This is a genomic window from Agarivorans sp. Z349TD_8 (genome assembly GCF_050870825.2).
Classification (GTDB): Bacteria; Pseudomonadota; Gammaproteobacteria; order Enterobacterales; family Celerinatantimonadaceae; genus Agarivorans.
This window is the reverse complement of record NZ_CP194037.2, coordinates 4,441,295-4,454,076: the sequence shown is the minus strand read 5'-3', so window position 1 is coordinate 4,454,076 and position 12,782 is coordinate 4,441,295. Positions and strand designations below refer to the sequence as shown.

Below are 12,782 nucleotides of genomic sequence, written 5' to 3'. Positions count from 1 at the left end.
ATCCTAAAAGAATTTATAAGCAGAATAATTAATTTCATTTATAGTTTTCATAGTATTTATTTTTTGTTCCAAATGTTGTATATCTTTTTCGGCTGACGCTTCGACAGCTTGATTGAGGCTGGCCGTTATTTTTTCTTTAATTTGAAGTCTATTCTCAGTTGCGTTTAAAGTACTTTGCACAATGAATACGACCGCTAGACCAATTGCAATTGGAATAATGACTACTTGGGTTGATATGAATGCCGCTCCGATTAAAACACCTGCACAAGCAGCTATCGATGCTTTTAGTACGTCAGAAGAGACATCCACGATCCAGTTCGTCATTACATAATCTTTTTGGAGAACGAGCTCCAAAGTGTGATGTGATACCGAAAATAAGATGGTTAATAGTACTCCCCCACGAGCTGATGCTTTTAGTCCTTGCAGACCGATACCCAAGGTTAGTATTTTTGTATTAGTAGATAAGTAGCGGGTGCCCTTAATCACCGTTCTTAGTTTGTGATTGCCTTTAAAGCTGATGTAGCTCTTAGCGCCATTTTTAGTGATTTCGTATTTACCTAATATGCTACCACCTCGACGCAGATCTAAGGCCAAAATACCCATAGTCTTCATATCAATAATTTGTCCACCAAACTGGTTCACTAAGTTTGTTGAGGACACGAATAAATTTTGTGCTAGTTCAGGTAAACCTAAAGCTTCCAATTGTTGACTTATTGCACTTTGAGAAAATCCTCGGCTCTTTTGTTTAGCGACCCATAGTGAGAAAAGCTCTGGTCCATGAAGTATGTACAAATCAATTTCACTCATTTCTGAGGTTTTCAATTTTGTTAGACATTTATCTCTAGTTTGCTTTTTGCGTAGTGATAAGCACTGAAATTTATTTTTAACCATGGAACTTACCCTTTCTTAATATTGATAAAATTATAGTTAGTGGTTGTAGCAAAGTAAATAACAGAGAGAATAAAAGACATCCATCCCAATTGATCCAACTGGTATTTAGTCATTGGTTACCTAAACTATCAATAGTGGTTCTTGGAGTTATTGCAATGCCTCGGTCAAGACTGTCGCTTTGGGAAGGCTGCTTTAAATCTCAAGCGCTTTTAGATGAAGCCGCCCTTGCCGCATGTATGGTCTATGTGGATTTAAACCCGGTTCGCTCAAATATGGCGAGCACGCCTGAAACCTCGGACCACACCAGTATCAAACAGCGCATTCAGCAAGCCAAACAAGGTCAGCAACCCAAGCCGCTAATGCCTTTTGTCGGCAATCCCATAGAAATTATGCCCAAAGGTTTACCCTTTGAGCTACAAGATTATCTGCAATTGGTAGAGCTCACCGGCCGCGTCATCAGAGAAGATAAACGCGGTTATATCGATAATGCACACGCGCCTATTCTGCAACGACTACAAATCGATGAGGAAAGCTGGTTAGCTTTGAGCAATGGTTTAGAGCATCACTTTGCCAGCGTGGTTGGGGCTGGGCATTCACTAGAGCGCTATAAGCATGGGCTAAAGGCATGGCAGCTGCCAAGCGCTGGCTGGATGTAGGTTAATAAACTACGGCTTCATGTATTCTCGACTGAGTAGGTATTTAGCGTATCTCGAATCACTAAGTCTTTCGCCCTCATGAATCGCTTCGCATTGACTAAAGCCCCAATATTTAGCGTTTTTAAGAACAAGTTGGCTCTTCAACGTTGATTTGAGCTGATGACATCGACGGATGCTCATTGGATAGTTAGCATGGCTGTCTAAATACTCTTCAAAGCACTCATTTCATGCTTTATGCAAGAAATGCATAGCAGTTTTAAAGTGGCTGTCCCGATAATTTTTCCCTTCAATCCGAGTTAGTTGAGCCAAAAATTATAATTGATTAGCAATATGCTCATTACCAAATCTATATTGACAAAATCACATAGCGGTCCCAATATGATTGCGATACGCAACTATATTGAGGTGTTAGTAATGAACGTCAACCAACTAAGACACTATTCTCGTCACGCCGTACGCTTATTAGGCATGCTAGATAAACAGTGTGGCGATGTCCCTCTTACTCCAGTTCAAGCCCATGCGCTGGGAGAAATAGGGTTAACTCAAATCACCATAAGTCAACTTGCTGAAAATCTGAATGTCAATAAGTCAAACGCTAGTCGTACAGTATCAGCACTTATTAAGCTTAATTTAGTAAAATGTTTAGATAATCCTAGAGATAAACGTAGTCATCTAATTGATATAACAGAGCAAGGTAGCCAAGCGCTCTTACAATTAGATCGACAGCAAAATGCATTTTTCGAGCAATTGTTATTTTCTTTAGATAAACAAGAACAACAGCAAGTGAAATTAGGTTTTGAAATTTACCTCAAAGGACTGACGAGAATATGCGGGTTAAATAATTTTGTCATACGCCCCCTCTGTAAAGCAGATAATTCAGAAGTCGCTGAGTTGATTCGAAATGTGTCCGAGGAGTATGGCCTTACCGCCGACAAAGGTTATAGTGTCTCAGACCCAACTCTAGATGATTTATATTCAGTGTACGACCAAGAAGGCGCTTCATACTGGGTAATTGAACATAATAACAAAATCGTTGGTGGTGGGGGATTTTCACCACTGTCCGGCGAAAAATATGTCTGTGAGTTGCAAAAAATGTACTTTTTACCACAAACACGAGGACACGGTTTAGCTAAGAAACTTGTCGCACTTATCCTTAAACAAGCGAGAGAGCAAGGTTATCAAGAGTGTTATTTGGAGACGACCGAATGCTTAAAAGAGGCTATTAAATTGTATGAAAAACTAGGTTTTGAATACTTAGATGGCCCACGAGGGACTACTGGGCATGATGCATGTGAAGTAATCATGCAAAAAATAATATAAGTGTTATTGAACTGCTTCTATTTCCAAAAGAGCCAATGCATAAATTTTCGTCTTAACTACATGAAGCTAATTTGTTATGTCAAAATCGCCATGCTCAGAAATATCCTAACTCTATCAAAATGCTACCTGTTTAAACGGCGGCATTGGTAAGGCCTAACAATCCTAGACATTTACTAGATTCTTGAAAGATTGTTGCTTCCATCCATAAATCGAAATTGTTCAGAAGCGTGTTATAGCGAAACACGCTTTTGCCCCAATACGTTTGTTCCAACATCTAAACAAGCCAAACTAAATTTCGTATTTTCAGCAAATTTTTCTCATCACTAGCGATAAGCTTAATGAGTATTTCAACATCTATATTGACTCCCTTGTTATTAGCCTGATAGCATCACACTCTTATTGAGTCTCTAGTCAATTCTTATCAGGTAAGCAAGCAAGGAACCGCATGTTTAAGGCAGTAAAATCGATGGCGTATCTGGGGGGCTATAATGCACCCAAACGCTAATCCTTTCGAGGGATCTAAGTTTAACCGAACGCTGTTAGTTGATGCTTTTGGTCAGTCTTATATGTTTCTACCAAGGCTTGCAGCCCACACGGAAAACCAAGGGGAGCTGGTTAATCACTGCATCGATATTTATTGGGCGCAGTCCTTACTACAAAAGCATAGCCCTATGTGGGGTTATCAGTTCAACTTAAACAAACTTTACGTTCAAGTGTCTGGCGATTACATGGCTAGCCACAAAAGTGAGCAGCAAAAAATTGACTGGCTAAGTAATGGTATTGTGAGCGGAGAGGTTAAGGTGCTCAAAGGGGCAAACTTTGCGCCGCCACCGCCCTCTAGTATGGAAGGTAGTATTCCGGTTGCCACCTTGTCCGAAAAAGTCGTTACTCGAAAAACGCCTACTCTAGAACCGTTAGGTCAAGGTGGCAGAAACGAGCAGCAAATTGCTGAGTCAGCCGGTACAAAGGAAATTAAACAGGCGAAATCGGATCAGCCCAGAGGTACATAAGCTAAGTCCCCCGATGATGGAAAGGTCAGGTCTTTTTCCGAAGCAGAAAAACGCTTGGAGAAGGCTCGGGGAGATATTAAAAAACGTATGGATGCTGGTGAGCCCGCTTACAAGCCTAAGTATAGTGATGATGAGCTAGTAAAAATGGCGAATTCAGGAGCAACGGCTAATGATCGGTTCTTAGTTAGTATTCAGCCAAAGAATAGAGCGTCTGACGCTCCGTTATCATATCAGCGTGAAAGCGGATTAGTACCCACTTGGACGACCTCTTTTGATCAACTCGAAGCTGCCGATTCAGACCCTGAATTAATCTATAAAGTACTTGGTAACGGCTCATGGTATGACCCGAATAAAGATTATGTAATGCATATTATTGATCGAGGTGAACATTTAGACCTCTTTGGTCAAAATACAGTGGTACCAACATGGGACAATATGGACGGCGTTGTTACCAATCATGTGGAAGGTCATGATAAAGATGTACTTTTAAGTACAATGAATTCGGCTTATCAAGCTGAGTATGCAGATAAAATGAAAGGATTTTGGGGAGTCGGTGGCAAGGAGTTTAACCCTAAGCAAATTAATGAATACGCTTCAAGTATGCCGCCTGATGAGGCTGATAAATTTTTAGCTCGGCATGAAGTAAGAACGGAAATAGGGGCAAACGCAGAGTTTACAGGAAATGGATTAACTGCAAATACAGCGAATGGAGGAGGAAGCTTTGGTGTTGTAGAAACTTTAAGTATAGAGAAAGACTTACCTTCTTTGACTGAACTACAGTCTTCTAAATCAGGCAGTTCCCCCATAGTGAAATCTGTCAATCTAAGCCCAATCGAGTAAGTTTATTATGAAAAAAATACCGATATTAGACCCTTTATACCTCCCTAAAAATTCTAGGGTTTTATTCGAAATAGATTACCCTATGTTTGAAAATGAAACACACAAACTTATACAGTATGAAGACTACATAGTCTTCTGGTCGAAATATAAAAGCCTTTTCACCAAAGAGAATAAAATATCTCAAATAGAGTTTCCTTTTGAATCAATAGCTTGGTTCACTGAGACTATAGAGAACAATTACTGGGGAAATGAAGGAGATAAAAGTTCTAATTCAGAGAACAGAATGTTTAGCGGTGAGAGTATAGGTATTAGCTCAATGATGCACTGCTGTTCAGAAAACTTACCAGGCTATAACTTTTGGAATAAATCAAGGGTTGATCTCGTATCAAATAGATCTCCACAAAGTTGGTTAATACCTCGATATATGCTTAAAGAAGGGCTTTTAGAGAAATTAAAGCGTATTTCCTGAATACAGTTAATTCTATTAGAATTATTACTTTGGTAGTGTTTAGAAATCTGTGTCATTTCAGTAGTATATATAAAATAGGAATGACATATGACCAAAGACTTCGATCTAGAGCAAGCCTTTAAAGCTCTTCAGTCAGGGCAAGACCTGACAGGCTCAGATGGCTTTTTAACTCCTCTCATCAAACAGATCACTGAAGCGGCTTTAAAAGCTGAGCTTCAGCAGCATCTTGAACAGCTTTAAAGTGGCTGTGCCGATAATTTTACTGTTTTTGAACGCATTCATAACAAATCACAGCATGCTGAGGAGGCGTCTAAAGAGAGCCGGAAACCGTTGTTTAAGTTGATTGGTGCTGAGCATAAAAAGCAACCACAAGGCATCAACTTCTCACTAGTAGATTACCTTGAACTTGTTGATTGGACAGGGCGAATAATGCGCCCAGATAAGCGCGGAGCGATACCTGTGCAAGTGCCAGCTTTGCTTCATTCACTTGGATTAGATAACGAAACATGGCTCCGTTTAGCTAATGATTTTGGTAAAACCTATCACGGTGCGGTTGGCTCCCTCGAAGAGTGATGTAGTGGCAACCATTAGAGAGTTAAGGCGTTTTTTGTGAATATTGGGGCACAGCTCAATAAGCATTTGGTGTAGAATTTGAATTTCGCACATCCCGACAGCCTCCGCGCAGGATTTGATAGAAAAGGTTTTTGGCGAAATCAATTAGCTTAAACAACGGGGGGCGCGTTTACTTATATGAATTCCCAAGGAATTATGAGGGATTCGCTAGTCTAGAGCGTTGGAAGAAGAGGGAATGAAATGGGATTTATTATTGGGTTATTTGTGATTTATTTGGTTTATAGATTATTCAAAGGTAAGGGAAATAGTCGTCCTTCAGCACAAAATCCGCTCAAAAAAAGAACTCCCCAGCCTTTTACTGAAAAATCAAAAGTCCGAGAAAGTAGCACGTCATCGCCCAGTATTACTGTAGGTTCTTCCAGCATCAGTGTGTCCAGTACGGGTAATCATGCTTCTTTGGACGACGATGATGACTTTGCCACTTTTACAATTCATACAAACTTTGGCCGAGAGCCAGAAAAGACAACGAACAAACAAAAAGGTCGATGGGTAAGTGAAGATGAACAGCTTTCCGTTAATGGAAGAAAGTTAACGAAAGGCTTTTTCTACTTTGGTGGAGTAATGAACTCACTAGATGGCTACGGTATTGAGCCATCCCTTGTGGATGATAAACACCCAGCTTCAAATCCTTCGGAAGATTCAGAAATATACACTGATGAATCCCTAGGGTACTGGCCAACCTACACATCCTTGTCTAAAGCCTGTAGAGGCGCTTATCTAGATTGGCTTTCCTCAGATCGCTCAGACCCCAACACGCCAATTGGTTATGCCTTCATCTATTTTTACGGGTTTGAAAGAAGAGTCATCGAAAACAAATCCAATAGTCAAATATCTGATAAAGAATACATAGCAATATTTGAAGAAGTGTTGCGTCTCAATAGCGTTTTCAGCGCAAATCGTTCTTTTAGAGGATACTCTGCCAATTTCCTTGAACTAATGGCACTTCTGAGACCCGCTTTATTTGAAGATAGACTGTCAGACATACCAGAGACTAATAATGCATTATCATTCAAAGTTAAACTTGCAACAACTGTAGCCAATGGGAACCCTGTAACAGCTCTGATAGCTTTAGAGTGGCTTAAAAATACATTTGAGTATTCACTAAAAACTCCCGCCCGTAGATGTAAAGAAGAGTTTAGCCAACTTTTCCAAATTAGATTTTCAGAAAAATTTGGCGAAGGAATATCCGTAAAACCCAATAAAACTAAACTGCGACTTTCATATCATGCGGCAAGTAATGGTGTGCATGGTGTTGATTTAGAGCTGGGAGACTTACCAGATCCAAGTATTCTCAAAGGCCCAATGAAAAAACTAATTCCTATTGCCGAGCAATGTACTGAAGAATTGAGCAGCTATAGCCGTTACTTAGGCAAAGCAGTTACCTCAAGGGATGATATTGCAGCATTGATGCTATTACCTAATGAACTGGCAAACGAAGCAAACTCACCAGTTATTGAAACATTTAAATCTTGGGCAAATCAGGTAATTAGTTCGAATGATGGACTAACCACAGTCAAGCAGTTCTGGACTCATACAGGTACACCTCTCCCTAAGGCGTTTAATAAAAAAGAAAATGAACTAGTTGCTAATTTAGCTGCTAAGGCTGAAATAGGTATTGCGCCAGACCAACGTTTTCACCATGTAAAATTGAAAATCGATGACAACATTGTGCTTTTCTCGCCGGGCCATGGAGAGTTTTTTGAGCCAAGCACAGCATTCAACCAAGTAAGTTTAGCAATTAGGTTAGGGGCGATGGTTGCAACTATAGATGGTACTGTAGATCAACATGAGAAAATCGTCTTACAGACGTTGATAAACCACGATGACAAACTCTCTCCTTCTGAAAAGAATTCGTTAAATGCGTATTTAACTTGGCGTCTAAATGCCCCTGTAAATAATGCGGGATTGAAAGCTAGGATTGATAAACTCGGAGTTCCACAAGTGGAATTTTTGAAAAAATTCATACTTTCCATCGCTCTTGCAGATGGAAAAATCGATGCTTCTGAGATTAAGCAAATTGAAAAGTTATATACCTCGTTAGGCCTAGACAAATCACTCGTTACAAGTGACATTCATACCTTTGCCTCCAGTAGACAACCTATCTCAGCCACATCTAAAGACATTTCAATTAATAAAAGTACCTTTCAGTTGGATGAAGGTATTCTGGCTATACATGAAAGTGAAACCGACGACGCAAAGAGTATGCTGGAAAGTATATTTGCCGTTGATGAAGAACCAGAATTGGAAGTAAGCACCACAACCGATGCCGCTGAAGGAGGCTTGGATAGCCCTTACAAAGAGCTGTTTGATACTTTGATAGGCAAAGAAGAGTGGCACCGTAAAGAAGTTAATGAATTGTGCGGCAAACTGAACTTAATGGTTGATGGCGCTTTAGAAACTATTAATGACTGGGCTTATGACAAAGTCGATGCGCCAGTTCTAGATGACAATGGTGATATCTATGTCGATCTAGAAATCGTAGAAGAATTGAAGGGATAAATAATGATTGCAAAAAGAATACGAGCTAAAGAAAGGGATGCAATTATCCAATCCCTGAAGTCTGGTGTGACTCCTAAGATTGGTATCCAGCATATCCAAGTCGGTCGAGTAAATGAACTAAAAGCTCTGATCCAAGACATTGATCGGATTTCAGATGGTGGTTCAGCTTTCAGGCTCATTATCGGCGATTATGGTTCTGGTAAAACTTTTTTTTTAAGTGTTGTACGCGCTATAGCTCTAGAGAATAAGCTTGTCACCGTCAATGCGGACTTATCTCCTGATAGACGAGTTCATGCATCGGCTGGCCAAGCTAGAAACCTTTACTCTGAGCTAATGCGTAACATGGCTACTCGCAACAAACCTGATGGTAATGCTCTAACTAGTGTGGTTGAAAAGTTTATCACAGAAGCGATGAAAGAAGCTGATATATCGGGAAGAAGTATGAATGCTATTATCCATGAAAAATTAGCATCACTTTCTGAACTCGTTGGCGGTTATGATTTCGCAAAAGTCATAGAGGCTTATTGGACTGGCCATGAGAAAAGTGATGAATTACTAAAAGTTAATGCCATAAAATGGTTACGCGCAGAGTACTCAACTAAAACTGATGCCCGTAAAGACCTAGGTGTTCGAACAATTATTTCAGATACATTTTTTTATGATGCGTTGAAATTAATGAGCTTATTTGTCAGACAAGCTGGTTACCAAGGACTCCTAGTTAACCTAGACGAGATGGTAAACCTGTATAAGTTAAACAACACCACAGCGAGAACTTCTAATTATGAGCAAATACTCCGAATTCTAAATGATTGCTTGCAAGGAAGTGCCGAGAACTTGGGTTTTCTTCTCGGCGGAACTCCTGAGTTTCTTCTAGATCCACGCAAAGGCTTGTATAGCTATGAAGCACTGCAATCTAGGTTGGCAGATAACAGCTTTGCTAAACAAGCGGGCGTGATTGATTATTCGTCACCGGCCCTTCACCTCGCTAGCCTAACCCCTGAAGAACTATATATTTTGCTTAAAAACTTGCGTCACGTTTATGCTGAAGGTGACGAAGCAAAGTACTTGGTTCCAGACGAATCTCTAAAAGCGTTCTTACAGCATTGCAGCCAAACTATAGGGGATTCGTATTTTCGAACGCCACGTAACACCATTAAAGCATTTTTAGACATGCTCGCGGTAATCGACCAAAACCCGCAAATTGCGTGGCATAGTCTAATCTCATCAGTAGCAATAAATGAAGATAAGCCTTCCGATGTTGAACTCGAAACAGAAGACAATGAAAATGGATTTGCTGACTTCAAACTATGATTGATGAACATAAAAAGTTGGACCATCGGGTTCAGCGCTGGATATTCAAACAAGGCTGGACTGGCTTACGAGAAATACAATGCCTTGCAATTGAACCCATATTGTCTGAAAAAACTGATGTGCTGATTAGCGCTTCAACCGCAGCAGGAAAAACAGAAGCTTTTTTCCTGCCTGCGCTCAGTGCAATAGCAGCTCAGGAAAATGGTATAGGGATCCTTTACGTTAGCCCTCTAAAAGCCCTTATAAATGATCAAAATAGGCGCTTAGAAAGTCTGTCTGACCTACTAGAAATACCGGTGACTCCTTGGCATGGTGATAGCTCACAGAGCCGAAAGAAGAAATTAAAAGCATCGCCATCTGGTGTCGTATTAATAACACCTGAGTCATTGGAGTCATTACTCATCAGAGACTCTGGGTGGATAAAAGCTGCATTTTTTAATTTGAAATATATCGTTATTGACGAGTTTCATGCCTTTATTGGTTCTGAGCGCGGCCATCATTTACTTTCTTTACTTCATCGACTTGAACATCTTCTCGGAAGACTAGAAACACCAATCCCGCGAGTAGCTCTTAGTGCTACGCTTGGTGAGTTAGAGAAAGTACCACTATCGCTTCGCCCTAATCGCTCTTTATCTTGTAAAATCATTAAAGATACACATTCGACATCCACTTTAAAGGTTCAAGCAAAAGGATATGTAAATCCTGCTAACTTAGAAACTGACTCTTCCAATAATGCCGAATATACGATCTGCCAAGATCTATTCAAATTTTGTCGAGGTGGAAATCACCTTGTGTTTGCGAATAGTAGAAGCCGCACAGAAAGCATTGCAGCAACATTATCTGACTTCTGTGAAGAAAAAATTGTACCTAATGAATTTTTCCCTCACCATGGTTCGCTATCTAAAGATCTTCGAGAAAGCTTAGAAAAGCGATTACAACAGGAGCATTACCCTACCACAGCGATTTGCACAATGACTCTTGAACTGGGCATTGATATCGGCAAGGTAAACTCTGTAATTCAAGTAACAGCCCCCCACTCTATTTCAAGTTTACGTCAACGGATGGGGCGCTCAGGAAGACGCGGTGGAGCATCAGTATTGCGAATGCTCGTAGCTGAAGCTGAATTAACAACAGACTCTAGTGTCATCGACAAGCTGAGACTGGAGCTTATTCAGTCACTGGCCATGATCAGGCTTCTTATTGGCTGTAAATGGTATGAACCAGCTGATACATCACTTTATCACTTCTCGACACTCCTGCATCAAGTACTTGCGGTTATTGCACAATGGGGAGGAATTAGAGCAGAGCAATTATTTAGTTTGCTCTGTAAAGATGGCCCTTTTCAAAACGTTGATGTTGAAAACTTCAAAACACTTCTTGTCCACATGGGCAAAACAGAACTCATAACTCAGTTAGAGAGTGGTGAATTGACACTAGGCCTTTTGGGAGAAAAGCTGACAAGCCACTATTCGTTTTATGCTGTTTTTAAAACCCCCGAAGAGTTTCGGATTGTATGTGGAATCAAAACACTCGGAGTACTGCCTGTAGATTCCTTAGTGTTAGAAGGACAACATATTGTTTTCGGTGGAAAGCGTTGGAAAGTAATCGACATAGATAGCGAAAAGAAAGTTATTTATGTCGAGCATACTAAAGGTGGTAAACCACCTAAATTTGGTGGTGCGGGCCTGAACATACATGATGTTGTCCGCCAAGAGATGTTCCAAGTATTAAATGACGGTGATTACAGAATTCCAGTAGAGGATAACAAAGTCGACTTCGCTGATTCATCTGCACGAGAACTATTTCATGAGAGCGTCCGATATTTCGAAGAAGCAAAGCTCTCTAGAGAGCCTCTGCTTCAGGTTGGAAATACTACCTATATATTCCCATGGCTTGGCGACAAAGTGGTAAATACGATTGTTGCCTTGCTAATCCGACATGGCTTTGAAGCTGGAGCATATGCAGGAGTCATAGAAGTAGAAAAAGCGTCATTAGAAAGTGTTAGCTCAACATTGGTCAAACTTGCTTCAACGAAACTCCCAACAGAAACAGAACTCGCACAACAAGTACTGGAAAAGCGTATCGAAAAATTTGATGAATTCTTACCAGAAAGCATTCTATCCAAAGGGTATGGAGCAAAAGCTTTTGACATGACCAATACCGAAGCCTGGATCAAAAAAATAGATATAGATTAAAGCGTGAACCGAGTGAAGATCAAAGTCAGCTTTGTATACAACTCGCCTGTACCCCGAGGGTATTAAGAGCAAATTTCACACTATAGATCGAATCAATAAATGAAGCTCTTTATTTGGTATAACTAATTGAGATCTGAGAATGTAGTGGCAACCATTAGAGAGTTAAGGCGTTTTTTGTGAATACTCGGGCACAGCTCAATAAGCATTTGGTGTAGAATTTGAATTTCGCGCATCCCGACTGCCTCTGTGCAGGTTTGATAGGAAAGGTTTTTGGCGAAATTAATTAGATCAAACAACGGGGTGCGCGTCTACTATATTGAATTTCCGAGGAATTATGAGGGGATTCGCTAGAAGCTGGCGTTAGGCATACAAGGAAGTATCGTGTTTAAAGTTGTAATCTATTTCTTCATTTCTATTGTGCTATTTATAGCACTGACTATAACAGGCGCTGTTACTGGTGCTTTCTTCTATATTTGGCCCACATCTATTCCCGATCAGGAGTTAATTGTAACTAAAGATACTTTAGCGGAATTAGAGCATTTCCGAATTAAGTATAAATTCGGTGAAGAACAGAAATACGATTATCCAGGTGCAGTGGATGAAGCCTCCCGATTGCAACTAGAACAGATTGTTAATATTTTGTCTAAGACACTTGAAGTAGGGCTATTAGCTAATCCAAATAAATCATTTGTTTTATTGAGCTTTAAAAAAGTTCTCAAGCATTGCTCTGAGTTTGATTCAGAAGATCAGGATATGATTCTAAATTATATGGAGGAAATAATGGTCATTTTGAAAATAGATTCATCTAATGAATTGCTTAATGTTTGGCGGTATGGCTTACCATTTGGTTGGTTTTCAAGCATGCCTAATCGGGTAGCCGGAGGTATCTAACCTCCAGCCCCCACAACACCCTGCATGCGGCTCTTCATTGATTTTCAGGTTCAGGCCTTCACCATGT

Annotated in this window: 10 protein-coding genes and 2 pseudogenes; 11 read left to right on the top strand and 1 reads right to left on the bottom strand. The window is 40.3% G+C overall.

Translation table 11 applies throughout. The annotated features are described in order from the left end of the window. Positions 1-3: 3 nt before the first annotated feature. Positions 4-891, bottom strand: a complete 888-nt coding sequence (locus tag ACRRS1_RS20125) for a hypothetical protein (RefSeq protein WP_432468865.1) — start codon at positions 889-891, stop codon at positions 4-6. Positions 892-1,070: 179 nt separating this feature from the next. Here ACRRS1_RS20125 and ACRRS1_RS20120 point away from each other — a divergent pair. The 11 genes and pseudogenes from ACRRS1_RS20120 to ACRRS1_RS20070 all read left to right on the top strand — a co-directional run. Continuing rightward, a pseudogene (locus ACRRS1_RS20120) lies at positions 1,071-1,547 on the top strand (transposase); the annotation flags it as partial. Between the two features lie 414 nt (positions 1,548-1,961). Continuing rightward, on the top strand, positions 1,962-2,867 hold the full coding sequence (locus ACRRS1_RS20115) for a bifunctional helix-turn-helix transcriptional regulator/GNAT family N-acetyltransferase (protein WP_432455737.1): 906 nt from the start codon (positions 1,962-1,964) through the stop codon (positions 2,865-2,867). A gap of 488 nt (positions 2,868-3,355) precedes the next feature. Continuing rightward, positions 3,356-3,877: a hypothetical protein gene (locus tag ACRRS1_RS20110; RefSeq protein WP_432468866.1), complete on the top strand. Its 522-nt coding sequence runs from the start codon at positions 3,356-3,358 to the stop codon at positions 3,875-3,877. Between the two features lie 54 nt (positions 3,878-3,931). Further along, entirely contained in the window at positions 3,932-4,717 is a 786-nt protein-coding gene (locus ACRRS1_RS20105) for a hypothetical protein (RefSeq protein ID WP_432468867.1), read from the top strand. 7 nt (positions 4,718-4,724) lie between these two features. Next, a complete protein-coding gene (locus tag ACRRS1_RS20100) occupies positions 4,725-5,186 on the top strand; it encodes a hypothetical protein (protein WP_432468868.1) in 462 nt (153 codons plus the stop codon). Between the two features lie 87 nt (positions 5,187-5,273). Then, positions 5,274-5,414 (top strand): annotated as a pseudogene (locus ACRRS1_RS20095) (IS256 family transposase); the annotation flags it as partial. A 102-nt stretch (positions 5,415-5,516) separates the two neighbouring features. Beyond that, positions 5,517-5,759 carry a transposase gene (locus ACRRS1_RS20090; RefSeq protein ID WP_432468987.1) on the top strand — a complete coding sequence of 81 codons (243 nt, stop codon included), beginning with the start codon at positions 5,517-5,519 and terminating at the stop codon, positions 5,757-5,759. Between the two features lie 240 nt (positions 5,760-5,999). Continuing rightward, the gene (locus tag ACRRS1_RS20085; RefSeq protein ID WP_432468869.1) at positions 6,000-8,318 is read left to right on the top strand and encodes a TerB N-terminal domain-containing protein; all 2,319 of its coding nucleotides are present in this window, start codon (positions 6,000-6,002) and stop codon (positions 8,316-8,318) included. A 3-nt stretch (positions 8,319-8,321) separates the two neighbouring features. Beyond that, the gene (locus tag ACRRS1_RS20080; protein ID WP_432468870.1) at positions 8,322-9,629 is read left to right on the top strand and encodes an ATP-binding protein; all 1,308 of its coding nucleotides are present in this window, start codon (positions 8,322-8,324) and stop codon (positions 9,627-9,629) included. Beyond that, positions 9,626-11,824, top strand: a complete 2,199-nt coding sequence (locus tag ACRRS1_RS20075; protein WP_432468871.1) for a DEAD/DEAH box helicase — start codon at positions 9,626-9,628, stop codon at positions 11,822-11,824. Before ACRRS1_RS20080 ends, ACRRS1_RS20075 begins: the two co-directional genes overlap by 4 nt. Positions 11,825-12,205: 381 nt before the next feature. Continuing rightward, positions 12,206-12,715, top strand: a complete 510-nt coding sequence (locus ACRRS1_RS20070; RefSeq protein ID WP_432468872.1) for a DUF4844 domain-containing protein — start codon at positions 12,206-12,208, stop codon at positions 12,713-12,715. Positions 12,716-12,782 lie beyond the last annotated feature (67 nt).

Bases quoted from the DNA above. Each gene is read 5' to 3' on its own strand.
- ACRRS1_RS20080 (WP_432468870.1), top strand. From the start codon at position 8,322: ATGATTGCAAAAAGAATACGAGCTAAAGAAAGGGATGCAATTATCCAA.
- ACRRS1_RS20085 (WP_432468869.1), top strand. From the start codon at position 6,000: ATGGGATTTATTATTGGGTTATTTGTGATTTATTTGGTTTATAGATTA.
- ACRRS1_RS20115 (WP_432455737.1), top strand. From the start codon at position 1,962: ATGAACGTCAACCAACTAAGACACTATTCTCGTCACGCCGTACGCTTA.
- ACRRS1_RS20125 (WP_432468865.1), bottom strand. From the start codon at position 891: ATGGTTAAAAATAAATTTCAGTGCTTATCACTACGCAAAAAGCAAACT.
- ACRRS1_RS20075 (WP_432468871.1), top strand. From the start codon at position 9,626: ATGATTGATGAACATAAAAAGTTGGACCATCGGGTTCAGCGCTGGATA.
- ACRRS1_RS20100 (WP_432468868.1), top strand. From the start codon at position 4,725: ATGAAAAAAATACCGATATTAGACCCTTTATACCTCCCTAAAAATTCT.
- ACRRS1_RS20110 (WP_432468866.1), top strand. From the start codon at position 3,356: ATGCACCCAAACGCTAATCCTTTCGAGGGATCTAAGTTTAACCGAACG.